Source organism: uncultured Algoriphagus sp., from assembly GCF_963974365.1.
Classification (GTDB): domain Bacteria; phylum Bacteroidota; class Bacteroidia; order Cytophagales; family Cyclobacteriaceae; genus Algoriphagus.
This window is the reverse complement of sequence record NZ_CAXBBX010000007.1, coordinates 100,652-126,462: the sequence shown is the minus strand read 5'-3', so window position 1 is coordinate 126,462 and position 25,811 is coordinate 100,652. Positions and strand designations below refer to the sequence as shown.

At 39.5% G+C, this 25,811-nt stretch carries 18 protein-coding genes; 16 read left to right on the top strand and 2 right to left on the bottom strand.

Annotated elements, in window-relative coordinates; genetic code table 11:
* Positions 1–141: 141 nt before the first annotated feature.
* From AACZ87_RS11070 to AACZ87_RS11060, 3 genes are read left to right on the top strand one after another with little or no spacing between them, the layout of a single operon-like run.
* The gene (locus tag AACZ87_RS11070; protein WP_339867157.1) at positions 142–3,240 is read left to right on the top strand and encodes a TonB-dependent receptor; all 3,099 of its coding nucleotides are present in this window, start codon (positions 142–144) and stop codon (positions 3,238–3,240) included.
* Positions 3,241–3,251: 11 nt separating this feature from the next.
* Complete coding sequence (locus tag AACZ87_RS11065; protein ID WP_339867155.1) at positions 3,252–4,949, top strand: RagB/SusD family nutrient uptake outer membrane protein; 1,698 nt, start codon at positions 3,252–3,254, stop codon at positions 4,947–4,949.
* Positions 4,950–4,999: 50 nt separating this feature from the next.
* Positions 5,000–6,583, top strand: coding sequence for a glycoside hydrolase (locus AACZ87_RS11060; protein ID WP_339867154.1), 1,584 nt, complete (start codon positions 5,000–5,002; stop codon positions 6,581–6,583).
* Positions 6,584–6,810: 227 nt separating this feature from the next.
* Here AACZ87_RS11060 and AACZ87_RS11055 read toward each other — a convergent pair whose 3' ends face one another.
* Together AACZ87_RS11055 and AACZ87_RS11050 are read right to left on the bottom strand one after the other, a co-directional pair.
* On the bottom strand, positions 6,811–8,106 hold the full coding sequence (locus AACZ87_RS11055; RefSeq protein WP_339867153.1) for an erythromycin esterase family protein: 1,296 nt from the start codon (positions 8,104–8,106) through the stop codon (positions 6,811–6,813).
* 126 nt (positions 8,107–8,232) lie between these two features.
* Entirely contained in the window at positions 8,233–8,403 is a 171-nt protein-coding gene (locus AACZ87_RS11050) for a hypothetical protein (RefSeq protein WP_339867152.1), read from the bottom strand.
* 723 nt (positions 8,404–9,126) lie between these two features.
* Between AACZ87_RS11050 and AACZ87_RS11045 the strand changes: the two genes are divergently transcribed.
* The 13 genes from AACZ87_RS11045 to AACZ87_RS10985 all read left to right on the top strand — a co-directional run bounded on the left by AACZ87_RS11045 (position 9,127) and on the right by AACZ87_RS10985 (position 25,787).
* On the top strand, positions 9,127–9,714 hold the full coding sequence (locus AACZ87_RS11045; RefSeq protein ID WP_339867150.1) for a sigma-70 family RNA polymerase sigma factor: 588 nt from the start codon (positions 9,127–9,129) through the stop codon (positions 9,712–9,714).
* A 109-nt stretch (positions 9,715–9,823) separates the two neighbouring features.
* Positions 9,824–10,792, top strand: a complete 969-nt coding sequence (locus AACZ87_RS11040; RefSeq protein ID WP_339867148.1) for a FecR domain-containing protein — start codon at positions 9,824–9,826, stop codon at positions 10,790–10,792.
* 117 nt (positions 10,793–10,909) lie between these two features.
* The gene (locus tag AACZ87_RS11035; protein WP_339867146.1) at positions 10,910–14,428 is read left to right on the top strand and encodes a TonB-dependent receptor; all 3,519 of its coding nucleotides are present in this window, start codon (positions 10,910–10,912) and stop codon (positions 14,426–14,428) included.
* A gap of 107 nt (positions 14,429–14,535) precedes the next feature.
* Complete coding sequence (locus tag AACZ87_RS11030; RefSeq protein ID WP_339867145.1) at positions 14,536–16,284, top strand: RagB/SusD family nutrient uptake outer membrane protein; 1,749 nt, start codon at positions 14,536–14,538, stop codon at positions 16,282–16,284.
* Positions 16,285–16,304: 20 nt separating this feature from the next.
* Entirely contained in the window at positions 16,305–17,471 is a 1,167-nt protein-coding gene (locus AACZ87_RS11025) for an Sb-PDE family phosphodiesterase (RefSeq protein ID WP_339867144.1), read from the top strand.
* Positions 17,472–17,484: 13 nt separating this feature from the next.
* Positions 17,485–18,258, top strand: a complete 774-nt coding sequence (locus AACZ87_RS11020; protein ID WP_339867143.1) for an endonuclease/exonuclease/phosphatase family protein — start codon at positions 17,485–17,487, stop codon at positions 18,256–18,258.
* Between the two features lie 35 nt (positions 18,259–18,293).
* A complete protein-coding gene (locus tag AACZ87_RS11015; protein WP_339867142.1) occupies positions 18,294–19,124 on the top strand; it encodes an endonuclease/exonuclease/phosphatase family protein in 831 nt (276 codons plus the stop codon).
* Between the two features lie 408 nt (positions 19,125–19,532).
* Positions 19,533–20,846 (top strand): site-specific integrase, encoded by a 1,314-nt coding sequence (locus AACZ87_RS11010; RefSeq protein ID WP_339867141.1) that lies wholly within the window; start codon positions 19,533–19,535, stop codon positions 20,844–20,846.
* 13 nt (positions 20,847–20,859) lie between these two features.
* Entirely contained in the window at positions 20,860–21,696 is an 837-nt protein-coding gene (locus AACZ87_RS11005) for a hypothetical protein (RefSeq protein WP_339867139.1), read from the top strand.
* A gap of 87 nt (positions 21,697–21,783) precedes the next feature.
* Entirely contained in the window at positions 21,784–22,065 is a 282-nt protein-coding gene (locus AACZ87_RS11000; RefSeq protein WP_339867138.1) for a helix-turn-helix domain-containing protein, read from the top strand.
* A 107-nt stretch (positions 22,066–22,172) separates the two neighbouring features.
* Complete coding sequence (locus tag AACZ87_RS10995; RefSeq protein WP_339867137.1) at positions 22,173–23,195, top strand: AAA family ATPase; 1,023 nt, start codon at positions 22,173–22,175, stop codon at positions 23,193–23,195.
* Between the two features lie 191 nt (positions 23,196–23,386).
* Positions 23,387–24,421, top strand: coding sequence for a toprim domain-containing protein (locus AACZ87_RS10990; protein WP_339867135.1), 1,035 nt, complete (start codon positions 23,387–23,389; stop codon positions 24,419–24,421).
* 235 nt (positions 24,422–24,656) lie between these two features.
* Positions 24,657–25,787, top strand: coding sequence for a hypothetical protein (locus tag AACZ87_RS10985; RefSeq protein ID WP_339867133.1), 1,131 nt, complete (start codon positions 24,657–24,659; stop codon positions 25,785–25,787).
* The last annotated feature ends 24 nt before the right edge of the window (positions 25,788–25,811 follow it).

Here is a 25,811-nt window from a genome sequence, read left to right as displayed (position 1 = left end):
TTTGCTCATTTTATACCCCTAAAATTGCTGATTTGTGCCCCTTAGTTCAATCGTATTTTTTTGAACATTGTTGCAGGATCTAAGTGATACGTCTCACTTATTTTTCTATTGAGTGAATAGTTTACAATAAACCTAAAAAACATGCTAACACAATTACCAGCCAGGGCATGGCTGTATTGTATGTCATTTATGCTACTAATGATATGCAGTGTGCCCAATGCATTTGGACAGGAGAAAATTTCGGGCCAAATACTTGACGAAACCGGAACAGGACTCCCAGGAGCCTCCGTTTTGCTGAAAGGCACCACTACAGGTGCTGTGACAGATTTGGATGGCAATTTTACTTTGTCCTATGCTTCCAAAGAAAATGCTATTTTAAGTATATCCTTCATCGGATACGTCACTCAGGAATATATCATCCAGGGAGGTGAGAGCATTATCACTATTGAACTTGAACCAGATTCCCAATCGCTTAATGAAGTGGTAGTTGTCGGGTATGGTGAACAGAAAAAGGCAACTCTTACTGGCTCTGTGTCCCAAGTTGACGGCAAAGATATTCAGAGCAGTCCCCAACCTAATATTTCCAATTCCCTTTCCGGAAGATTTTCCGGCGTGATCGCCAATAACCGTGGAGGTGAACCTGGATACGACGGGTCTAGTATCAGCATACGTGGTCTTGCGACCACTGGAAATAATGATGTACTAGTCGTAGTGGATGGAGTGCCTGGACAGATCGGCGGTCTCGAGCGTCTCAACCCTAACGATATTGAAAGTATTTCGGTGTTGAAAGATGCCTCGGCGGCTATCTATGGTGCCAGAGCTGCAAACGGTGTGATTCTGGTAACTACGAAACGCGGAAAGTCCGGAAAACCGGTGATATCGTACAGCTTTAATCAAGGGTTCTCTTCTCCTACAAGATTGCCGGAAATGGCTAATGCCAATACGTACGCTCAGATTCGAAATGAAATAGCTTACTATAATAATCCACAAGGAGGATTGAATCAGGTGTATAGTGATGAGGAATTGACGAAGTTCAGCGATGGATCTGACCCGCTTAACTACCCAAATACCGATTGGGCTGCTGCTGCACTGAATAATACAGCTTTGCAAAGTCAACATGATCTGAGCATCAGAGGTGGTTCGGATAATGTGACCTATTTCCTATCCTTGGGAAAAACGGGTCAGGATGGCTTGTACAATGATGGAGCCACCCGATATGATCAATACAGCTTCCGGTCAAATGTAGATGCGGATATTACTGAGCGTTTGAGTGTGGGATTGTCTCTGGCTGGTAGAAAAGAAGATAGACAATATCCGACCTCAGGTGCAGGAGATATTTTTCGTTCAATCTATAGAGCTTACCCTACAGCATCAGCAATCTATCCAAATGGCCTACCTTCCACAGGTATAGAAAATTCCAATCCTGTAATCATGGCCACAGATCAAGGAGGATTAAATCAAAATCCTAAGTACGTCTTTAATGGTATCCTAAGAGGTAAGTATGAATTTGGGTTCTTGGATGGACTTTCTGCAGAGGGGTTTTTCTCTGTTGATGAAAGTTCGGATAGATCAAGAAACTTTAGTAAGCCTTATACCTTGTATAATTATGATCGCACGGCAGATTCCTATAATCCTGTAGTAGTAGGAGGAGGGCCAGATCAGCAGCCGACACTTTCTGAACAGCACTATTCTCAGTCTATGATGGTATCGAATATCAGGTTGAACTTCAAGCATTATATTGGAGATCACTTTATCGATGCGTTTGTGGGCTATGAGCAAAGTGAAAATAGAACTCATACCTTGGGTGCTTCCCGACTTCATTTTCCTACCGCAGAAACTCCTGAACTATCCCAGGGTGGTGCAGCTGCGTCAGATTATGACAACTGGGGAAGTAGCTACAATTACACAAGAAAAAGTTACCTAGGTAAGTTTGCCTACAATTATAATGAGAAGTACTTAGCGGAGCTACAGATGAGAGTTGATGGATCCTCTAACTTCCCATCGGATAACAGATATGGTTTTTTTCCATCTCTTTCTCTAGGCTATAGAATCTCAGAGGAAACTTGGTTTAGAGAGAAAGTAAGCTTTTTTGATGATTTGAAATTCAGAGCGTCTTACGGTAAGCTTGGTAATGACAACGTAGGTCAATTCCAATATTTTGACAATTATTCTTTCAATAACCGATACGTACTTGGAGATGTGGTTCGTACAGGTATAGATCTTACCCGCTTGGCAAACCCAAATATTACTTGGGAAGTCGCTACCAAAACTGACATTGGATTCAATGCGGTTTGGTTACAAAAATTCACTACTGAGTTTATTTATTTCCAACAGGATAGAAGCAAGATTTTGACAATCAGAAATGCTTCAATTCCTGGATCTTCTGGTATTGTAAATCCATACGATGCAGAGTCTTTGGTGCCAGCGGAAAATATCGGCGAAGTGAAAAGCCATGGTTTTGAATCCACTTTAGGTTACCAGCATGAAGGCAATTTCAGTTTTGGGGTAGCGGGGAATTTTACGTATGCCAAAAATGAAATTGTTTACATAGATGAAGCTCCAGGCGTGTTGGACTACCAGCGCCAGACAGGAAATTCTCTCAATACCTATTTGCTCTACAATGCAATTGGAATTTTCAGAAGCCAGGAAGAACTTGATAACACGCCACATGTGCCGGGTGCAATCGTCGGAGATCTGATATATGAAGATTTTAACGGAGACGGAGAGATCAATGCAGACGATATGACCAGAACGAAATATGGTAATATCCCTCAGATCACTTTTGGTGTCACATTGAATGCAGCATGGAAAAATTGGGATTTCTCAGCCGTTATTTCCGGACAATCCCAAGTGAATCAATACGTATTACCTGAATCAGGAACTGTTGGTAATTTCTATAGCAGCTGGGCTGATAACAGGTATTCTCCATCCAACCCAGACGGCACTTACCCAAGAGTGAGCGAAAGAGCATCTTCAGCAGTAAGTGGCGGACTATATCGCAATAATTTCTGGTTGAACGATGCCACTTTTGCCAGATTGAAGAATATTCAGCTAGGCTACAATGTACCTCAGCCGATATTGGAAAAGCTATCAATCAGTAGCTTGAAGATCTATGCAAATGCCTTCAACCTCTTCACGTTGACTGGTGTGAAAGACTATGATCCAGAAGGTTCCAGCGAAAGCGGTCAGTTCTATCCGCAGCAGAAGATTATCAATCTTGGCGTTAATATTCAATTCTAAACCCAACCAAAATGACTACTAAAAATATATTTAAACCATTCATTGGGCTGGCGTTAAGCAGCGTTTTGCTGGTCAGTTGTCAAGAGGATTTTCTCGATGTAGTGCCGACTGACCGTGTATCTGATGCTTCTATACTTTCAGATTCTACACTATTTGAAGCTTATGTCATCAATAGATACTTAGGTGTGAGATTGACCAACAAAGAAGGAGATGCTTACCAGCCAGGATTTGGGCGTGGTTTTGAGTACGCTATGTGGAGCTCCCTTACTGATGAGTCCATTTACAATAACGATGACAATACCTGGTTTATCCAGCAAGGTCAGCTTTCTCCTCAAAATACTGGGATAGCTGGGACTTTTTGGGGTAGATCTTACAGAAGTATCAGAGAGGTCAATTATGCATTGGAAAATATCGGTGAGCTTGAAATGAGTGAGTCAGGCAAAGAGCTGTTGATCGCTGAGCTAAAGTTTATTCGAGCATTCCGCTACTTTGATTTGATCAAAAACTATGGAGATATTGTCTTCATGGGAGATAACGTAGCGCAACTAGGTGATGATTTTACAGATCCCTCGTTTTACAACAAAATGCCAAAAGAGGAAGCAATCACCTATGTTGTACAGCAATTGAATGAGGCTGAAGCGGTTTTGCCCCAAACGAATAGTGGTACATGGCTAGAAGGTAGAGCTACCAAAGGAGCTGCACTGGCGCTAAAGTCCAGATTGTTACTTTATGCAGCAAGTCCTTTGTATAACGACGGCGGTAGCGATGCGCAGAAATGGCAAGAAGCCGCCCAAGCGGCAAAAGCGGTCATGGATCTTGGTCAGTATAGTCTGTACCAGAGTGGTTATGGAGATTTATTCTTGACTCCTCAGAGCAATTCTGAAATTATTTTCGCCAGATATTATAATATCAATGCGCGACATACTGCGCTGGAAATCGCCAATGGTCCCAATGGATATGACGGTTGGGGAGGAAATGTACCGCTTCAAAACCTGATCGATGATTATGAAATGATGGATGGCACGCCGTTCGACTGGAATAATGAAGAGCAAGCAAGTGCTCCCTATGAAAATAGAGATCCGAGATTTTACGAAAGCATCTTGTATAACGGAGCTCCTTACAGAGATAGAGAAGTTGAGACTTTTCTTCCGAATGGAAGAGATAGCCAAGGTGGACCATCTAATTGGAATACGAGTAAAACAGGATATTATTTAAGGAAATTTATCAATGAAGATCTGCCTATTAGAAATCCTTGGGAGGTAGCAGGTACTCAAAATTGGATTTACTTCCGATATGCTGAGATTTTGCTGAATTATGCCGAAGCTCAAAATGAGGCTGTGGGCCCTGAAGGAAGTGTTTATGATGCTATCAATTCAATTAGAAGTAGAAACGGTGTGGAAATGCCAGATTTACCAACTGGCTTGAGCCAAGATGAAATGAGAGAAAGGATCCATCATGAGCGCAGAATTGAACTAGCTTTTGAAGAGCATCGCTACTATGATGTGAGAAGATGGATGACGGCAGATGAAGTGGAAAATACACCTGCTTATGGTATTGAAATTGTGAAAGCAGCCGATGGTAGCTTGACTTATACGAGAAAAGTATCTTTGAGCGGAAAGAAATTTGAAACTCAGAATTACTGGTTGCCAATTCCTAGAGCTGAAATATTAGCTTCAAATAATCAGCTGGAGCAGAACCCTGGCTATTAATCAACTATAGGGGAAGTCAAAAACTTCCCCTTTTTTATAAATTTCAATTTATGACAACTAGAATAATGATAGGGAAATCACTCTTTTTCAAGTCTTGTCTATTTTCATCTTTTGCACTTCTCTTTGCATGTCAGACCTCAGGACAGGAAAGTCAAGTCGATACAATTACTGAAGAAGCTATACAAATAAATATCCTTACTGATAAGACCTTTCAGACCATAGAGCATTTTGGCGCATCGGATGCTTGGTCCACCCAGTTCGTAGGACTTTGGCCTGATCAAAAAAAACATGCAATTGCCGAGCTGCTTTTTAGCAACGAGTTAGATACTGAGGGAAATCCAAAAGGTATAGGATTGTCCCTATGGAGATTTAACGTAGGAGCAGGAAGCGCCGAGCAAGGGGAGCAAAGTGGAATTAAGGATGAGTGGAGGAGAGCTGAGTCGTTTTTGAACGCTGATGGTTCATATGATTGGTCGAAGCAGGCCGGTCAAGTTTGGTTTGCGAAAGCGGCTCAGGAATTTGGAGTAGGTAAATTACTGGTTTTCCCAAATAGTCCACCGGTGTCTTTGACTAAGACTGGAAAAGCATATGCTAATGAGGGAAAATCAAATCTTTCCGATGAAAACTATGGCGCTTTTGGAGAGTATCTAGCACGGGTTATAAAAGGATTGGGAGAGAAAGGACTGCATGTGGATTATGTAAGCCCTGTGAATGAGCCTCAGTGGGATTGGTCAGATGGGGGCCAGGAGGGAACGCCGTTTTGGAATAATGAAATAGCGGGAATAGTTAAGTCAGTAGATGATGCATTGGAAAGAAATAATTTGACTACCAAAATTGATGTAGCCGAAGCAGGTAAAATAAATTACCTTTTTGAGCAAGCTGATAAAGAAGGCAGAGGGCAACAAATTGCGGATTTTTTCAGCCCTGTATCGTCAAATTTCATTGGGGATTTGAAGCATGTAAGTAGGTCAATTTCCGCACATAGTTATTTTACTACTTCGCCTTTTGAATCGGCTGTACAACTTCGTACTAACCTCAATTCGGCCATAAATACAATAGATGGTTTAAGTTACTGGATGAGTGAGTACTGTATTTTGGGAGATAACGGAGGTGAAATAAACGGCGGTGGAAGAGATTTGGGTATTGATCCAGCGCTTTATATGGCTAGGGTGATCCACAATGATCTGACCATCTCCAATGCAAGTGCATGGCATTGGTGGATTGCCATTTCACCTTATAATTATAAGGATGGCTTGATTTATATTGACAAGGAAAAGGCAGATGGTAATTTCTATGAGAGCAAAATGCTTTGGGCGTTGGGGAATTACAGTAAGTTTATCCGACCTGGATATGAGCGTGTTGAAGTAGAGATAGGTGACCAAAAAGAGCAATTCCCAGACCTGTTGGTTTCTGCTTATCAATCTGTAGATCAGGGTGATATGGTGGTGATTTTAGTGAATTCTGGAATAAAAGAGGTGCAAGTAAATCTGTCTAAGGATGGCAGGGGAAATACTATTGATAATCTTTACATCACTTCCAAAAATATGGATTTGCAATCACTAGAGTTAGAATCGCCCGCAGAGAAAGTGACAATACCCGCTAGATCAATTGTCACTGCGGTAATTAAGAATTAGAAGACTCTTGGATGATTTAAGCAACTAATTACACTTCCATCCATTTTCACGTTATATAACAGGTCTGGAATCCAAAAAATGCTCCTAAAAATCAAGCTTCAGACCGTCCTTATTTGGGGTTCAATTCGCTTTGGTTGGCTTGTGTGACTATCTGCAAGAAATTCAATCATTCCAGCTTTTTGACTTTCAAGCTAGCGAAACCGTAAATACAAACAGCTAAATGTGATCTATTCAATTGCGAATTGATCAATGCCTAAAACATCTGTGCACGGGTACATTTCCTCGATATAAAAGATGCCATCGAACATTTTTGTCCAATTGAATTTGTTTGGTGTATGAATTAAACTTTTCATCCAAAACCTTGGGTTTTGGTTTCCATCAAAGCTATTTCCTCTAAAATCGATAAATGCATACTCCGCATCAGTTTCTTCCATAAATGCTTCAAAGCTATTTCTATTTGTTGGGCGTAGATCATATTTTTCTTTATACAACCTACCTGCCTTCCCTCTATTTGAAGTGAATCCCAGAACATATAATTCATCCTCAATTTTGTCTGCAATCAATGTTCCTGCATTAATGGAGTCGCTAGGGTGAATGGAGTAGGTCAAATCTCTATAACCTTTAAATAGGTGTGAGTTGCTGGCCCAGACAATTATTTTTTCCTCAGAGAACACATTGTCTTTTAACCACAAAAAATTATCACTCATTTGTGCATCTCTGGCATTATTACTCTTAGATGTATCTAGTGCTGAAAGTGCGAATCCTCTAAGACTTCGCAATGACTGGTGCAAATAAGAGTCAGGTTTAAATTTACTTTCTGCTATTTGAAAGAAATTCTCCAGCGAATCTATTGCTGAAGAATTAAGTGCAGCCTGATAATCGTCTTGTACCAATGTTTTAAGAAATCTTGTTATATTTTTCCACTCCGTACTATCCCTAAAAACATTATTTCTGGCCAAGTCAGAAATTAAGTAGTCTATAGGAAAAGGTCCTTCTTCAGAAGAATAAACTTGTGGGTCCATTCCAGAAATTAGAATTGGGTTGTCTGTTGATTTTTTGGAGTCTATATAAGTAAATAAATCGCTACACTCTCTACAATTAGTCCAAATAGGAAAAATAAAGTCTTTATACTGAGCACTTGTTGAAAATAGTAATTCCTCAGCATTAGCTAATGACCTATTTAATCCTAAAAAGTTACTTTCAAAAACAAGTACATTGAAACCCATTTTTTCATGTAAGTATTTGATTATTTTGGTTTTTGCTAAAAATGTTGGAGCGTCTCCATGATCTTGTTCACCGAGGAATACCACTTTTGAATCACCTATGGCAGCAGCTATTTTCTCGAATCCATTATAGTTTTCATTTCCAGGGTCAATGTTTTCTATTGGTGAGGACGATTCAATGACGAATTTTTTAAATTCCTTGTCATAAGGATATAAGATGTCAATCTGAAAAAATCGATACGCACCCCAAATTCCTAGACCCAGGAAAAATAGGATGAGAAATAATTTTTTTATCTTCATATAATTTAGTTAAAAAGTTGAAACGATGATTGCAAGTTATAATTGTATTGGAAATTTCGACTTTCAGTTTATAGGCTAATTGTAAGAATAAGCAAGCAATAATTGTTTGCTGCTAGTTATTTAGGATTAAATAGAAATTATGTATATCCGCTTTTCTACCAGTAAGGTGGCAAAAGCAATGTAAGATCTGTTAAACTTAAGATTTGAGGCCACTTCTGCCTGTCCCGCCACTGCGGGAGTCTTCGGTCTTCGGTCTTCCAACCTGATTAGCAAAGTATCAAAGGTGTCTGGCATCATTGCGGATAATGATAATAGAAATAATCATTGACCATTTAAGAGTTAACCTCGGGTAAAGCTGATGCGTTATGCTGGAACCTCTAATTATAGTAATCATTTTCCTTGGTGCTGGATTTTCACTTTCTCTCATCCAGAGCGCACACATGAAAAAGCCATTTCTCTCCAGAATGGGCTTTACAATGGTTAGCGTTAATTCGATATTCTTTTTCCTATTGGGATCTTTCGCGTCTTTGAAGTTCCTTTTTGGATTTTAGAGTTTGTTCAATATTTACAGGATAAGTTGCTCTTTATCCAGCTCTTTTATTTTTTTTTTTGACCGCAGGTTGGCGATATAGATACTCCAAATTCCCCATGCCACAGCAAAAAGAGGTTTTCTGCTCCCAAAGCGCCAATCATGGCAAAAAAGCTGATGAAAACCGTCCCTTGAAATTTTATTACTGACCACATAATCAGATGGTTTTGTAAAAAACTTACATACTCATTTACAAGTAGGGTTCAAAATTGTTGCGCCTAAAAGTGCAAATGAGTAAAGGTGTATTTATAAATGGATAAGGATGATTTTAAAGGCAGCTTTTCCTCTGCGTTTTTAAATTTTCCTACACTTTACCTGAGCCTTTTAATTTGAAAACAATCGTTTTCTGATTTTGATTGATAATCTATTCTTAACATCATTATTTCTCAGGTCAACATATCTAAGGGTAACTTTACTACAAACACAAGTGCATGAATGCTCTCCTAAACGAACAGCTGCTTCTCCTGAAAATCCAGAATGAGGATGATGATTCATCCTTCAAAGTACTATTTGATGGCTACTGGGAAATGCTGTTTCTTCATGCCCTCAAAAAGACAAAATCTCAGGACTTGGCTCAGGATCTGGCGCAGGAGACATTTATTAATTTTTGGAAATACAGAAAAAGTCTTGGAGAGATTCAGAATCTACGGAGCTACTTGATTACCATGATGAAGTATCAATTTTTTAAGTGGATTGATCAGGAGAAAATTGTATTTGACGAGCTTGATTCTGTTGTACCAAACTCTGTTAGTATTGATCATTCAGATGGGTTCAAAATCATGGAGTTTAATGAGCTCTATACTTTTCTAATGGATAAAATTGACGAATTACCTGTGAGAAGTAGGCAGATTTTTATCCAGAATAGATTTGAAAATAAAACGGTTAAAGAGCTTGCAGAGACTTACAGCATTGCTGAGTCTACAGTGAGAAATCATTTGAGTCAAGCTAATTCTAAACTCCAGGCTCAGCTTGAAAATAACCTTATGGCTTTAGCAATCCTTGCCACAATTATCCATTGACTTTATTATCGTTTTGTTATCAAGTAGAATTTTTAATTCATGATTCTATAACTGGTTTCTACTAGATGAAAGTAATGAATCGGGTCTCTTTAGTAGGAAGAGACAGTTTATGAATTCACAAAAAATCAAAGATCAGTTAAGGAATCTTTTTTCTAAAGAAGCGAAGAACCAACAAGAAATTGGGGAATTGAATCACTGGTACGAGTCCCTGCAAGAGACTTTGTCGAAGCCTACTGATTTAGCCCAAATCAAGTCCAATTCCTGGGAAAGGATCAAAAGTGAAATAAAGATTCCTCAGAGTAAAAATGCGAAAAGGAGCAAATCATTTTTTGGAAGCTGGATGTGGAAAGCTGCAATCTTCCTTTGTATTTGTGGGGCAGGGTATGGATTGTATTCTGTACTGCCTGAAAAAGCTGACAAAGTCAAAATAGCATCTGGGTTCTACACCAATGAGGTAGGGAAAGTGTCCACTTTTTTGCTTCCGGATGGTTCTAAGGTTTGGTTGAGTACTGGTTCTACAGTTGAGTTCGCAGAAGACTTTCCTAGAAATCGTCAAGTGAATCTATTTGGAGAGGCATTTTTTGAGGTTATCCCTAATCCTAAGTCACCTTTTAAAATTACCACAGGTTCTATTACTACGGAAGTCCTTGGGACATCCTTCAACCTGAAATCTTATGATCAAACACGTGTTGAACTGTCTGTTTATTCCGGTAGGGTGAGGTTTGCCGATCATCGATCGCACATCCATTCCGAAGACCTACTAAAAGGTGAGCGGATCAGCTGGACCGCCGAAGAGGGACTTTCCGAAATTGAGCTTTTCGATCTCAACCAACTACCTGGTTGGCGTCAAGGCAAAATAACTTTTAACAATGCTTCTATTGATGTGATAAAATCAACTCTGAAAAGATGGTATAAAGTAGATATCGAAGTTGAAGGCAATGCGGAAAATTGTCATTACAGTGGAGAATTTACACAAGCTAGTTTGGATGAAATTCTAGAAACAATCAGCTATACCTTAAACCTAACCTATAAAATTGATGATGCCGATGTAACAATCCATGCTAACTCCTGTGAATAAAAAATCCGGTGATTCCTAAAACCACCGGATGAAAGATCGAATGATTTAACTGACTTGAAGCTGTACAATTTTGGCGATGCGGCAACTTCAGGTCTCAACCTTTTACTTATCAAAATTATGAAAAAAAAATTACTACAACTCATGTGGGATACATCCAAGTGCCTCATGGTAGTCTTCTTGATGAGTTATTGCTTCAGTGGTCTAGCTGTAGCGAATAACACCTATGGGCAACAGCTCAATAAGACACAGATTACAATCCAGTCGAAAAAAACTTCAGTGTTGGAGTTTTTCAGACTCGTGGAAAAGCAGACAGAGTTCAGATTTCATTTTAATCCTGAAGCGCTTGAAAATAAACGAATAGCTCTTTCAGGCAATACCGACTTGGAGACGTTGCTTTATGAAGTGGCTGCACAGACCAAGCTTGGCTTCAAACAAATCAACGAATCCATCGCGGTCAAACCTTCTGTAAAGAAATCCCAGGAAGCGATTGAGGTGAAAATTATGATATCAGGAAGGATTTTGGATTCTGAAACGAAAGAACCCATTACTGGAGCGAGTGTATTCATCTCCGAAACTAGTCAAGGGGCAGTTACTGATTTGGATGGAAACTGGTCCATAGAGATCGATGAGTCTTTGGTAGGGAAAGAAATCAAAGCATCTGCTTTGGGATATAATCCGGAGGTAATCGCAATTGATGAAAATGGGATGACTTTTTTCCTGATTCCACAGGAGTTGGCTGAAGTGGTGGTAGTAGGTTATGGTACTCAGAAAAAGATCAATCTGACCGGAGCCGTTTCACAAATAGGTTCTGAGGCAATAGAAAATAGACCATCTCCGAATTTGACCAGAATGCTTCAGGGGACTTTGCCAAACTTGAACATCAAAATGGTGGATGGTAGCCCCACACGTTCTGCGGCTTTTAACATTCGGGGAACAACGTCAATCGGCGCAGGTGGAGATGCTTTGGTTCTGATCGATGGTGTAGAAGGTGATGCTAACCTAGTGAATCCAAACGATGTGGAAAGCGTAACGGTATTGAAGGACGCTTCATCTGCTGCGGTATATGGCTCTAGAGCTGCTTTTGGAGTTGTCCTGATCACTACTAAAAATCCTACTGCAGGTAAGACTAGCTTGGATCTGAAAATCAGCAGATCTGTAAATGAACGTACAGTTGTTCCAAATCTCGTCACCAATGGATATGAATGGGCAAAAAACTTTGATGAGGCATTTTTTGCTTGGTACGATTACAAGACGCACCCGATTTCTGTCAATGCAAATTTCCCTTTCTCATTAGAATATTTAGATCGTCTTAAAGCACATGATGAAGATCCTTCCTTGCCTAAAATTGAGTTCAATGAAGAGCTTAACCGCTATGAGTATTATGGGAATACCGACTGGTTTCAATTACTACATAGGGACAAAATGCCTGCTTTGGAAGCTTCTTTATCCGCTTCAGGTGGGAATGATAAGGCTAGATATTTCATATCCGGTTTGTATTATCACCAAGACGGTATTTTTAGATATTCTCCGGATAAGTTTGACAAATACAACATACGTGCAAAGGGTGAAGTGGACTTAAAGCCTTGGCTTTCCTTAGAAAATAACTTCGACCTCAGCACCTATAAGTATGAATACCCATTACTGGCTAATGGTGATGCGGGTATCTGGAGATACATGGCAGTAGGAGGATTTCCTATGGCGATGATGAGCAATCCTGACGGGACATTTACCCAGCAAGGAGTGAATACGGGTGCATCCTTCGTAGAAGGTAGCAGTAAATCCAATCAGTCTAAATTCTATGTGAGAAACACACCTAGCTTGACGGCAATGCCTTTTGGGGATTTATTAACTTTTAAAGCAAATTTCACCTTTGCAAAGACCTTTAATACCGACAAGCGTTTCAACAACTTTATCAATTATAGTAACGCGCCTGGTCAATCCTCTAGATTTGGCCAAAGCCTTCTGAGAGAGCTTTCTGATGAAACCACCTATTGGGGATCCAATATTACCACCGAGCTAAAGAAGACTTTCAACGACGCACATAATTTTACATTATTGCTCGGCTACAATGTAGAAAGTAACCTATACCTCAACACTGATTCTCAGCGTGATGGATTGCTTGTTCCTACCAAGCCTGACTTTAACCTACTCGATGGTTTGAACTACAATATTTCCGGTGGAGGAAATGAATGGAAATATGTAGGTGTATTCTATAGACTCAATTATGCTTTCAAAGACAAATACCTATTAGAATTTAACGGCCGATACGATGGCTCTTCTAAGTTTCCGAATGATCAGAGATTTGGATTCTTTCCCTCCATGTCTGCGGGTTGGAATATTTCCGAAGAAGGATTTATGGAAGATACCCGTAGCTGGTTGGACAATCTGAAAGTTAGAGGTTCCTACGGTACTTTAGGGAATGGGAACGTGGCTCCGTATCGCTATATGGAAACTATGTCGGTAGGTAAAACGAGTGTAATTCTTGAGGGTGTGCAACAAGGCTACACCTCATTGCCTGGAGTAATTCCTACAGGATTAACTTGGGAAAAAGCTACTACATTGGATATTGGGTTGGATGCGGCCTTCTTCCAAGGCAAGTTAAGCATGACCTATGACTGGTACAGCCGTGTCACTACTGATATGTTTACCTATGGGCCTCCTTTACCAAATGTATTCGGTGCTACGGAGCCGTATGGTAACTACGCGGACCTGACTACCAAAGGCTGGGAGTTTTCGACGACTTGGAGAGATCAGTTCAATGCTGGCGGAAGTCCTTTAAATATTAGTTTTACTGGTTCCCTTTGGGACAATCAATCTGAAATCACAAAGTTCAACAATCCTGAAAAAATCATCAGCAGCACCTATTACGTAGGGAGCAAAATTGGTGAAATCTGGGGCTACGAAAGCATGGGCTTTTTCACTTCTGAAGAAGATGTGGCCAATCATGCCGATCAGTCCTTCTTGATCAATTCCAACAATAGACAATGGCTTCCTGGAGATCTGAAGTTTGCAGATGTAAATGGAGATGGTGTGATCAATCAGGGAGAAAATACAGTGGACAACCCTGGCGACCGCCGAATCATTGGTAATAATGCTCCACGATACCAGTTCGGTTTTAATTTTTCAGCCAATTGGAAAGGTTTTGGGATCAGTGCTTTCTTCCAGGGGATAGCTAAGAGAGACTGGTATTTCGCTCCTGAAGCAGATCTGTTTTACGGGCCTTACAATAGACCCTACGGTTTCCAGCCGGAGATCATGATGGATGACTATTGGACGGAAGAAAATCCGGATGCTTACTGGCCAAGACTTCGTGGATATACTGCTTTGGGTACCAACAGATCTTTGGGTGCTCCACAGACTGGATACCTACAGGACGCTAGCTACATGAGATTGAAAAACCTCACATTGGATTATACATTTCCTACTCGATGGGTAGAAAAAGCTGGGATGAAGAATGTAATGCTCTATGTGAGTGGTCAAAATATCCTGACTTTCTCTGGTCTTTATAAGCACACGGACAATTTCGATCCTGAAATCATAGAAAATCCAGCTGGTGGCATGACCAATAGTCATGGCCAAGGCGATGCGTATCCGATGCTGAAAACCTACACTGTCGGACTCAATCTTTCTTTCTAAACTATTGACAATGATGCTGAAATCGAGCAGGAGACAAGCTTCAGGATCTGGAGTAATTAAACTCAATACTTGATTTCATATGATTGCTGAAAATAAATGATAAACAGATGAAAAAATCAATCTTAGTCATATTCGTCCAACTGCTCGTAGCAATCGCATTCACTTCTTGCGATGAATTTCTCGAGACAGAACCTATGGACAAGCTAGTGCCCAATACCTTTTTCCAATCAGAAAAAGATCTAGAGCTTTACACCAATTCCTTTTATCAGCGCATGATTCCTGGTGGTCTTGAAGTGGTTCAAAGTGATGAGTTGGGAGAATTTACTTCCAAAAATCAGAGCCCAACTTTCATCGCAGGATCTTATTCTTCCGTGAATGAAGGAGCCTGGAGCTGGACGGATTTGCGAAACATCAATTACTTTCTAGAAAACTATGACAAGGAAGTGATTCCTGAAGAAGCCAGAAATCATTATGCGGGAATTGCACGATTTTTCCGTGCTTGGTTCTACTTCGAAAAAGTGAAGCGGTATGGAGATGTGCCTTGGTATGACAAAACACTTTCAACTGATGATGAAGGATTATTCAAAGCCCGAGATCCAAGAGAAATGGTAATGGATAATGTGATGGCAGATCTAAATTTTGCAGTTGAGAATATCCGTGACAAAAAAGATAACAGTGCGTCCATAATTACCAGACAAGTAGCACTGGCATTCAAATCACGAGTGGCTCTCTTTGAGGGAACCTATAGGAAGTACCACACTGAATTGGGGTTAGCTGGATCTACAGATTTGCTTAGAGAAGCGGCAAGCGCAGCGAAAAGTGTAATGGATGCTGGACAGTACAGCCTATACACTACGGGATCTCCAGAATCTGATTACCGGAGCCTATTTATCTCAGAAAATCCGGTAAGCCAGGAAGTCATGCTGGCGGTGGTTTATAATAATGCACTTAGAAGATGGCACAACATCACCTGGAAATTCAACTCTGCTACCTATGGCGCTAGATGGGGTTTAAATAAGCAGTTTATAAATACTTATCTGATGACGGATGGCTCGAGATTTACAGATCAGGCTGGTTTTGATGAAAAGGTATTCGTAGAAGAGATGGCAAACCGGGATTATAGATTGGCTCAGACTGTACGTTCTCTTGGCTACACTCGAAGCGACGGAAGTGCAGCACCACCGAATTTTGGATATACGTATACCGGATATCATCTTCTGAAATTCAGCTTGGATGATAAGAGGTACGATGGGATTAGCGAAGCCTACAATTCTATTTCTCTCATCAGGTATGCCGAGGTTTTATTGAACTATGCTGAGGCTAAAGCTGAATTGGGTGAGTTTGATGAGTCGGTGTGGATGGAAACTATCGCGCCATTACGAGAAAGAGCAGGAGTTGATTCTTCTATTCCGACTGAGCCAGATTCATACCTTCAAGGAGTTTATTTCCCTGGGATCTCAGACAAGTTTTTATTGGAAGTGAGAAGAGAGCGTGGAATAGAACTTTGCTACGAAGGATTGAGATATGATGACCTGATGCGCTGGAAGAAAGGGGATCTGGTGGAAATGTCCTGGAAAGGAATTTATGTGCCTGCACTGGATACTCCGATGGATTTAGATGGGAATGGTACACCTGATGTATCCTTTGTCCAAACTGTACCGGCGACCAAAGTTCCAGGAGTGATCTACTTTGTAATAGATGGAAGTGCATCGCAGCTTTCGGAAGGAACAAAAGGTCATTTGATCTGGAGAGACGATGAAAACAGAGAGTTTACGGATAAAAAATACTTGCACCCAATCTCCAACACGGATATTGTCTTGAATCCAAATCTGGAGCAAAACCCAGGTTGGGACTAATCAGACGTCCAATACGAGCTATGCAACTTAAACTTAGATTTTCACTGCTGATGGTTGTTGCCATCAGCGGTGTTTCTTTCGCGCAAAACAGTAAAGTAACTGTTCCTGATATTCCAGGATTCTATACGCTCAAAGCCGATTTTCATATGCATACCGTCTTTTCTGATGGACACGTATGGCCGACTTTCCGAGTGAATGAAGCTATTAGGGATGATCTCGACGTAATTTCTCTTACAGAACATATAGATTACGAAGGCTTTCCGGATATCATTGATCAGGACTACAACAAGTCCTATGAAATCGCCACCAAAGCTGCTGAGAATAAAGAATTGATTATTATTAAAGGAGTAGAAATCTCTCCTAGAGTAGCTCCTTATCATCACAATGCGTTGTTTTTGGAGGATGCGAATATCTTGCCTACAGAGTACATGAAAAGTGGAAAAGCTGAATTTGTGATGAAAGACAGCGTTACCCATGACCAATTAATGGGACCTTTTCTGGCAGTAAAAAAGCAAAATGCATTTGTGTCCTATAATCATCCCAGTTGGGGCTGGTGGGATACTAAGGACACCGTGCTGTTTACCTCTTTTCATCAGGAATTACTCGATGCGGATATTCTTAAAGGAGTGGAGGTTGTAAATTCCGGTAATTACAATGTGATTGCACACAGAATGGCGCTGGAGTATGATTTGACTATGCTTTGCAATACCGATGAGCATTATGATAATCATCCGAGATATAAGGATACCCATCGACCGATGACCTTGGTTTTTGCTAAGGAGAAAACAGCAGAAGGGGTGGAGGAAGCACTTTTTGCGAAGCGAACCGCTTTATATTTTGGAGATTATGTGGTAGCAAGACAGCCAGAAGCTGAGGCATTATTCAAGGCTTCTGTTGATGTTTTCACTGAGCGGAAAATGCGAAAATCTGAACCTCTTTTGGTTGTGAATTTTATCAACAACTCGGATATTCCCTTTGAAGCAAAGATGAAAGCCGAATATGATATCGAAGGTTTTCCATTAGGGCAGGTTCGTATTGCAGCTCATGATACAACTCAGGTGATTTTGAAAGCCGTCTGGGAATATCCAGAGGAAACTAAAATAATTGTCTCAGTAGAAAATATATTGGTGACTCCGGAAGCTGGGTTACAAACTGAATTTGTGATTTCTGCTAAAGAGAACAAATAAACTAGGTTTCACCATGAAATTAAAAACCTTCCTAATTGCGCTGATAGCTATTTTTTTATCCCTAGAGATTTCAGAGGCACAATCTCTGAAGGTGATTTCCTATAACATTCACCACGGTGCAGATCGGAATGAAGTAAATACGCTGCAAGAAATGGGCGAATATATCAAGAACTCAGGAGCGGACTTGGTGGGCCTGCAGGAAGTGGACAGTGTGTGCAATCGTTCAGGAAAGGTAGACCAGATGAAGGTATTAGCTGAAATCACAGGAATGCATTACGCTTTTCTCAGACACTTTGAATATGATGGTGGAGCTTATGGGTTGGGAGTTTTGTCCAAACATCCGATCACAAGTCAGCGAAATGGCACGATCACTTCTATGAAAAATGGAGAGAAAGCATCATTGGCATTGCTATCAACACGGATCAAATTGCCAAATAACAAAGAAGTTGATTTTGCCACAGTTCACTTTGCACTGGATCAGTCAACGCGATTGATTCAGGCTGGTGAAACTATATCCTTTCTGGAATCAGACCTTCCGGTGATTCTTACAGGCGATTTCAATGCTGAGCCAGGAACGGAAGAAATTGATATGATTACTGGTCCATTTAAAATGTCGGATGAAAATCTCGGAAACACTTTCCCTGTTCTTAATCCAGTCAAAAAGATTGATTACATCTGGGTGAGTAGAGAAGTTCTTCTAAAAGTATCCAAAGTCAATATTCCATTAGGCATTCATTCATCAGACCATCTTCCCTTGGAAGCTGAAATAAGTATAAAATCAAAATGACACCAAGCGTTCAGCTTGATCTATAAACTATTACAATGAAAAAAACACCATTATTCATAGCTGCATTACTTGTCTTTTTCCTGAATTCTTGTGCAAATGCTCAGGAACCAATCATCGAAACTGACCCAATCGAAGAGCCTGAAATAGCTGAAGGTTTGGAGATCAAAGTGCTTTCATACAATGTCCATCATTGCAATCCTCCCAGCAAACCCAATTTGATAGATGTAGAAGGTATTGCTCAGGTGATCAATGATTCAAAGGCGGATCTGGTAGGCTTGCAGGAGATTGACGTGAACAATGAGCGATCAGGTATGAACTTGGATCAAGCGGCAAAACTGGCGGAACTCACCGATATGGAGTTTTATTTCTCCAAAGGGATTGATTACAAAGGTGGAGCCTATGGGACTGCTATTCTCTCCAAATTTCCGATTTCGAACATGGAAACTATTCCTCTTCCCCAAGAATCTGGCACCGAACAGCGGACGCTTTCAATACTTACAGTTGACCTTACAGAAGGGAAGCAGCTCAGATTTGGTAACACGCATTTAGACTTTACCAGTGATGCAAATGCACTTTCCCAAGCCAAGGCTATCACCTCCCATTTAGAAGGAGAGAAATTGCCAATTATTCTAGTTGGAGATTTTAATGTAGAAGCTAGGAGTGAGACAATCGCGCATTTTGACAAAACATTTGACAGAACCTGTGAACAAGGTTGCCCTAACACTATCCCAGTAGTGAACCCTAGAAAAGCCATTGATTTTATTATGTATTCTTCTGGGTTTGGAATACAGACTATGTTTCATGAAGTAATTCAGGAGCACTACGCTTCAGATCATTTGCCTGTGCTGGCAAAGTTAAGATTTTGAATCTTACCAGATCAACTGTATAAAGCTTCGTCTAACTCTAAAGTTTCCTGTATCTATGCAATAGAACCATTTCCGATCCAGCCCATTCAGGAGACTTAATTCAGGGTAAAAAAAAATATCTTACTGATAATTAGTTCTTTACGATTTAGTATGGCGATAAAAAAAGCGAGTTTACAATTTTTTAGATCGTAACTCGCTAGTTTTCAGTAGATTACTGGTAGAGAGTGGGGGATTCGAACCTTTTTTACATCATTTGTCAAAAGTGCCTTTATATGGTCATTTTGAGGCTTTTTTTAACTTCTATTAGTAGGTTATGTACACCTTTGACCACTCTTGAGTGATTTTTTCGCTACTAAATTCGCTACTGATTTTTCAATTAGTATCTTTATCAAAATTCAAGATACGGGTATGGAAGCGACAGTTAAATTTATTTTGAGGCATGATTTGGAAAACAAGAAGGGTGAGCAGCCTTTGATGATAGTTGTTCATTTAGCTGGCAAAAGAAAATTAATGTCATCTGGAATAAAACTATTACCCGATTTATGGTCTGCTGACAAGCAAGAGATCGTGGATATGACAGCAAAACAAAAAACACAGCTGGAAAAGAAATTTGGATCTGCCGTTCCACCGAAAAGCTACCTGCTCCAGTATCAGGACGACTTGCTTGAAATTCGCACTAGAATACGACAAATAGAAGAATCTTTCAGAGCACAGGATGTGCCATATGATTTGGATATGCTCATGACAAAAATCAAGGAGTCGAAGAAACCAAAGATTAAGAAGGCAGAGCCCACCTATTCAGTTTATGATTTCATTGATCTCTACATTAAAGAGAATGAGTTAACCAGAGTAAGGGGGAGCATGATTGTTTACAAATCCCTGAAAAGGCACCTGAAAAATTACCAGGATCAAATAAATGAAAATTTCAAGTTTGAGAACATGGATTACGCATTCATGCAAGGGTTTCAGAATTTTCTTATTAATCATAAAATAGTTCACCGTACCACCGGAACAGTAAGCACACTGAATAATATTACCATCGCCAAACAACTAAGTACACTAAAAACATTCTTAGGATATGCTAAAAGGAAAGGGTTTAAGATAGCTGAAGGGTATAAAGACTTTACAATCAAAAAAGAAAAACTAGAAGTAATTGCATTAAACAAAAAAGAATTTGATAGTTTATACGTTCTTGATTTGACTTCTAATTCTAGACTTGATCAAGTCAGGGATGTCTTTTTATTCAGTTGTGTAACCGGGTACCGGTTTTCAGATTTGTGTCAACTTAAGCGTGAACATATAAAGGCTGATGAAATCCGAATGACCATCACAAAAACCAAGGAGCCTTCAGTGGTGCCGCTCACTCGTATTTCCCGGGAGATTTTGAAAAAGTACAGTGATAGAATTTCTCCACTACCAATGATATCAAATCAGAAGTTTAATAAATATGTCAAGGAGCTTTGCAAGCTAGCTGAAATCGATGACCCTGTGGAGATTATCCGGTATAGAGGATCGGAGAGAATAGCCAATATGTGTCCAAAATATGATCTAGTTAGTGCGCATACTGGTAGAAAAACATTTGTGACAATTTCTCTTTCTAAAGGTATTCCTGCTGAAGTGGTAATGAAAATAACTGGTCATTCAGATTATAAAAGCTTTAAGCGATACGTTGATGTAGATGAAGATCGTAAACGAAATGCAATGAGTCTCGCCTGGGACTAAACCAACTTTACAAATGAAAAATTATGACCCGAACCTTTCACTTGGTCAATACAAAGCAAAAGAATCATTCTGGTATTTTGATGAGCTCTCTGAAGAAGAGAGAATTTTAGCCTATCGGTTAGGGTGGGAGATTTTTGATCGAAACAAAATGTTCTTTGCCGATTTCTCCTCCTTTCATAAAAGGAAAGGATTTATTCTTCAGAGCCTTGGATATTCCATAGCTGCCATACTTTTCCTCTCTGTATTTTTTATCATCCTGGTACATCCATCAGATTTAAAGTATGCCTTAGGAGGATTTGTTCTGGCGGGATCACTTATGACATTCATTGTGATAGTGGGCAAAGCCAGAAAGAATCTGCGTGAAACAAGGCGGTTTTTTCAATATATAGATCCAATTAATAAACCGGAAAATCATAAGGCATTTCAAAGTCTTGCGCTCAATGATTATGAAGAAGCTGAAAAATTTTATTCCAATTTGAGGAAAGGCAATGATTATCAGGAAGAGCAGATTGAAGTTGTAGAATATGATAAAACGGTTTCACTTCTTGCCATTGAACTGATGCTTGGAGAATTGGGAGTTCTCAACGATCTAAAACAACGGGTGCTCCAAAGCGACCACAGTATTAAAAGTGGATCCTTTGATAAGGTGTTGTCTAACGCAGTGGGTGGAACTGACAGAGGGATCCGCGATTATTTTTCAAAAATTTCACCTGAGATTGCGAAATCTGATAACTTAAGTCCTAAGAGAAAGGAACAACTCTATCATGTGAAAGAGATTTTTAACAATGCAGGACTCAGGGAAAAAGCAGTCTCCATCGATGATTTTATTCAAGAAAGAACAAATTTGTAACCTAATTATTCTTTTTGGATAGTATCCCACTAACTATCCAAACCCTTTTTTGGGCAGATTCGGCCAGAAACAAAATTTCAGCCGATTATGAACAATCTAATTTTAAGCCCCATCGAAAAAGGGCAACTCATCAATGAAATAGCAGAGGCTATTGTCCACAAGCTATCCAACGTTCCTACTGCTTCTACACCGGAAGAAGAATTCATCAAAATCCCTGAAGTGATGAAGCTTCTGGGGAGATCCCGTACCACAATAAATAATTGGAGGAAGGAAGGCTTTCTAAAGGAGCACATGATAAACAGTAGTGTTTATTTCAAAAAATCCGAAGTTCTCAATGCTGGTCGTCAGCGAAATCCTAGAAAAAAATAAAGCGAACCCTTTCGGATTCGCTCAAATAATTTTGTGGATTCAGTATCCTGTTTGACGACTTAAAGATACTGTTTCTGCATTCATATTCAAACTCTTACATGCAGAAAATGGAAAATTACATCCAAAATAAAAAGTTCGATACCCCACATTCAGAGGGTTTTCTAATCATCAAATCAGCTAATGAATGGATAGATGAAGCTAAGACCAAGCCCATTCCCAAAAGGATATTTGGGCCATTCTGGTATGAAGAAGAGCTATGCATCCTCTTCGCAGATACCAACCAGGGAAAGTCACTGCTCGCTGTTCAAATAATTGATAGTGTTACCAAGGGAGTATCCACGCTCGGGATTGAAATGGAGCTCAAAGCTTCTAAGGTGATTTATTTCGACCTGGAACTAACTGCTAAGCAATTTGAAATGCGGTATGCCCAATATGATCAGGAACAGGATATTCTATTTGATCATTTTGAATTCAGTGAGCACTTCTTGAGGGCAGAGATCAATCCTTATGGGCACGATGAGAGCATAGAAGAATACGAAACTTACCTCTTTAAAGAGATTGAAACTCAAACATCAAAGTCCGGCGCTAAAATACTGGTGATCGATAACCTCTCCTGCGTGATTTCGGATAATGAGAAAGCCAGAAACACTACTCCATTTTTGATAAGGTTGAATAACCTCAAGAAAATGCATGGGTGGTCAATCTTGTTGATTGCACACACTCCCAAAAGAAATCTGTTCGCACCAATAAGTAGAAATGACATTCAAGGAAGTAAAAGCTTCATCAATCTTATTGATTCCTGCTTTGCTGTAGGGGAGAGCCAGAAAGATCCTTCTATCAAGTATTTAAAGCAAATCAAAGTGAGGTACGGAGCTTTTCAATTCCCAACTGAGAATGTTATGGTCTGCAAAATCGGTAAGGAAACCAATTTTAGCTCATTCAGATTTTTAGAATTTGGAAAGGAATCCGATCACCTGAAGCAGTTTAATCTGACAAATAAGGGTCAGATAAAAAGTAAGGCATATGAGCTTAAGGAAGAGGGGCACTCCAATGTGAAAATTGCTCAGATGCTTGGGGTTTCCGAAGGTGCTGTAAGAAAGTGGTTGAAGCAGGTTGAAGCAGAAGATTAACGTAGCTCGAACTATTCGTACGGTACGAGAGGTACGAGGTGTGCGAATCGTACGAATTCGTCTATCTCTTGTCCCTCTTTTTCTTTTTGATGAATTCAAGAAAACGCTGGCAAAAAGAAGAAACAATAGTTTGCTTTTAAGTTGATTAAAAGTATATTTATGTATAGATGTTTTTATATAAAAATGTAAATATGTTGAACTATTCAAGAGTAAAACAGGAAGCAGAACGCATTAAGAGAGATTTTCCTATAGTTGATTATTTCCAAAGTTTAGTTAGTTCAGGTTTCCTGAAATATGAAGGGATTCAGGGAAAGGAATACTTCTTTGGTTTCCTTACTCAGCGAACCGGGTCAATAGCTGTGGACGCTAATGCCAATGTATGGTATGACCACTCTGAGGGTAGAGGTGGTGATATTATAGAAGCTGTCCAGGTATTTGAAGATAAATCATTTACGGAATCAGTTCAGAGACTTTCTGATTCACCTCCTGAAAAAATAATTATTCCAAAAAAGAAACCTGTATCTGCATCAAAGATTGTGGTTGAAAACGTGAAGGAAATCTCTCATATTGCTTTGGTTAATTACATTCGGGAAAGGGGCTTAGAGCCAGATGAAATCTCTCAGTTTGCCAAAGAGGTACATTGGCGAAACAAGGGGAAGCGGTATTTTGCTATCGGCTTTCCCAATGAATCTGGGGGCTGGGTGCTCAGGTCTTCAATTTTTAAAGGGAATATCCTGGGAGGAGGTATATCAATTGAGATTCTTGGAAATCCTGTTAGTACAAAAATCTTTGAAGGATGGTTTGATTTTCTTAGTTACCTTAAGCTTTCTGCCGAGTGGGATTTCAAAGCCATTATTTTAAATAGTACTGCCAATCTAACTTTTCGCTTGATGCTGGACATGTTGAAAGAGCGTGAGTTAATTGATCTCTATCTAGATAATGATGTTACTGGTGAGAAATGTACCAGTAATTTCATTAGGGTTACTCAGCTATACCAATACTGCCGTGAAAATGGTTTGGAAACTAATTGGGATTTGAAAGCTTTGCGAGGGAGTAGGGATAAAGTTGGGAAGTTGCTTTTTAACTTGAAAGTAAGACCATCAGAAGTGAATGAAATCTGGAGAATTCAGTCGGGTGTTACTGATCAAAGATCAAACTATGTAGGGTTTGTAGATGTGAATGCGTTTTTGAAGAGTAGGGTTCTTGAAAAGAAAATCCTTGATTGATTTGAGAAAGAAGAGTGATTTTGTTCCGTCATTTTTCATTTTTACCTAAAAAATACCCTGTGCAGGGTATTTTAATTTGAGTTTTTTTTTAAATCTTTCGATTCACTAAACCTTTTTAATTATGAATCAGACTGTTAGACTTTGCTTCGTCGTATTATTTGCTTTAGTTTTTGTTCAAAGTTTTGCACAAGAAATCCGTAAAATAGGCTATGAACAAGATGGGAATCATCTGGGAGTGCTGGAAAATAAGCTTCTTAAATTAGAATACGGGAAAAATTACAAGCTCCAAATTGAAAGCGTAAACTCAGCACATATCAGAGCTGTGATTAGCTCAAAGGCTTTTAATTTACAATCAAGTATCAGTGAGCCACTTAAAGTTCTGTTTCCGGGAACAGGTGTAAGTACTGATTTTCAGCCAGGAATTGTAGAGACTATTACCCTTATTGATTCAGCAAGAATGGCTTATTTATTTCTTCAAAAAGTTGATTCTCTTTCTAAAGAAGTTTATAAGGCTACAAAGTTTGCTCCCTCTGATTCCAAGGTTAAAATGATTATTGGGGATGAACTTCCGATAGATAAAGAGGGAGCAACGGTAAAAAAGACTGAGGAAAGTATATCGTTTATTACATATTTTTCTGAAAAATATTCCATTTGGTTTGATAAAACTTTAGAAAACGGAGATGTCAATGAGGAGTTTTTCAAGATGGGTTCTTTAATACAATCCATGAAAAAAGTTATCGATAAACAGGATTTTTTAGGCAAAGCAACTTTTATCGAAAAATCAATGAAAGCAAAACCAGAAGTGATGACTTCTGGCTTTAAAGCTGTTAAGGATGGTGTTGACCTTCAGGTTTCAATCATAGACACATACCTGAAAGATACCCTCTACAAGGGTGAAATCGAGTTTGTAAACTATAAGATGTGGAATTTTGACTTTTCTACTGGTTTTCTTTTCAACCAATTGGTAGATGTGCCTTATTATCTTGGTTCACCAATTGAAGAAAAAAAAGAAGTTATTGCAGAGGATTATTCTACATGGGACATAGCAATAGGAGGAATGGCACATTTAACCTATAAATTCTCAGGGTTTGTTAGTTTTGGACCTCAAGTTGGAATTGGTATTTCCATTTTGGATGCAAAGCCAAAGTATTCAGTTGGAGCCGGATTTTTGTTAGGGAAAAAAGGAAAAGTAGCTTTAAATGGGGGGGTGGCTTTTGGCAAGGTTAAGGAGTTATCGAGTACTGCCGAGAAAAATAACGAAGGAAGCTATGTTCCTGAAAGCTTTACAACTGTCCCGACATTTGATCGGTTTGACAACTCAGTGTATTTTGGAATTAGTTACAATTTGACTAAAAAGAGTTATTAATTATCCCAGGCAAGACAATAGCTT

Bases quoted from the DNA above. Each gene is read 5' to 3' on its own strand.
- AACZ87_RS11000 (WP_339867138.1), top strand. From the start codon at position 21,784: ATGAACAATCTAATTTTAAGCCCCATCGAAAAAGGGCAACTCATCAAT.
- AACZ87_RS11010 (WP_339867141.1), top strand. From the start codon at position 19,533: ATGGAAGCGACAGTTAAATTTATTTTGAGGCATGATTTGGAAAACAAG.
- AACZ87_RS11045 (WP_339867150.1), top strand. From the start codon at position 9,127: ATGAATGCTCTCCTAAACGAACAGCTGCTTCTCCTGAAAATCCAGAAT.
- AACZ87_RS11055 (WP_339867153.1), bottom strand. From the start codon at position 8,106: ATGAAGATAAAAAAATTATTTCTCATCCTATTTTTCCTGGGTCTAGGA.
- AACZ87_RS11040 (WP_339867148.1), top strand. From the start codon at position 9,824: ATGAATTCACAAAAAATCAAAGATCAGTTAAGGAATCTTTTTTCTAAA.
- AACZ87_RS11015 (WP_339867142.1), top strand. From the start codon at position 18,294: ATGAAAAAAACACCATTATTCATAGCTGCATTACTTGTCTTTTTCCTG.
- AACZ87_RS11050 (WP_339867152.1), bottom strand. From the start codon at position 8,403: ATGATGCCAGACACCTTTGATACTTTGCTAATCAGGTTGGAAGACCGA.
- AACZ87_RS11035 (WP_339867146.1), top strand. From the start codon at position 10,910: ATGAAAAAAAAATTACTACAACTCATGTGGGATACATCCAAGTGCCTC.
- AACZ87_RS10990 (WP_339867135.1), top strand. From the start codon at position 23,387: ATGTTGAACTATTCAAGAGTAAAACAGGAAGCAGAACGCATTAAGAGA.
- AACZ87_RS11060 (WP_339867154.1), top strand. From the start codon at position 5,000: ATGACAACTAGAATAATGATAGGGAAATCACTCTTTTTCAAGTCTTGT.
- AACZ87_RS11070 (WP_339867157.1), top strand. From the start codon at position 142: ATGCTAACACAATTACCAGCCAGGGCATGGCTGTATTGTATGTCATTT.
- AACZ87_RS11005 (WP_339867139.1), top strand. From the start codon at position 20,860: ATGAAAAATTATGACCCGAACCTTTCACTTGGTCAATACAAAGCAAAA.
- AACZ87_RS11025 (WP_339867144.1), top strand. From the start codon at position 16,305: ATGCAACTTAAACTTAGATTTTCACTGCTGATGGTTGTTGCCATCAGC.
- AACZ87_RS11065 (WP_339867155.1), top strand. From the start codon at position 3,252: ATGACTACTAAAAATATATTTAAACCATTCATTGGGCTGGCGTTAAGC.
- AACZ87_RS11020 (WP_339867143.1), top strand. From the start codon at position 17,485: ATGAAATTAAAAACCTTCCTAATTGCGCTGATAGCTATTTTTTTATCC.
- AACZ87_RS10995 (WP_339867137.1), top strand. From the start codon at position 22,173: ATGGAAAATTACATCCAAAATAAAAAGTTCGATACCCCACATTCAGAG.
- AACZ87_RS11030 (WP_339867145.1), top strand. From the start codon at position 14,536: ATGAAAAAATCAATCTTAGTCATATTCGTCCAACTGCTCGTAGCAATC.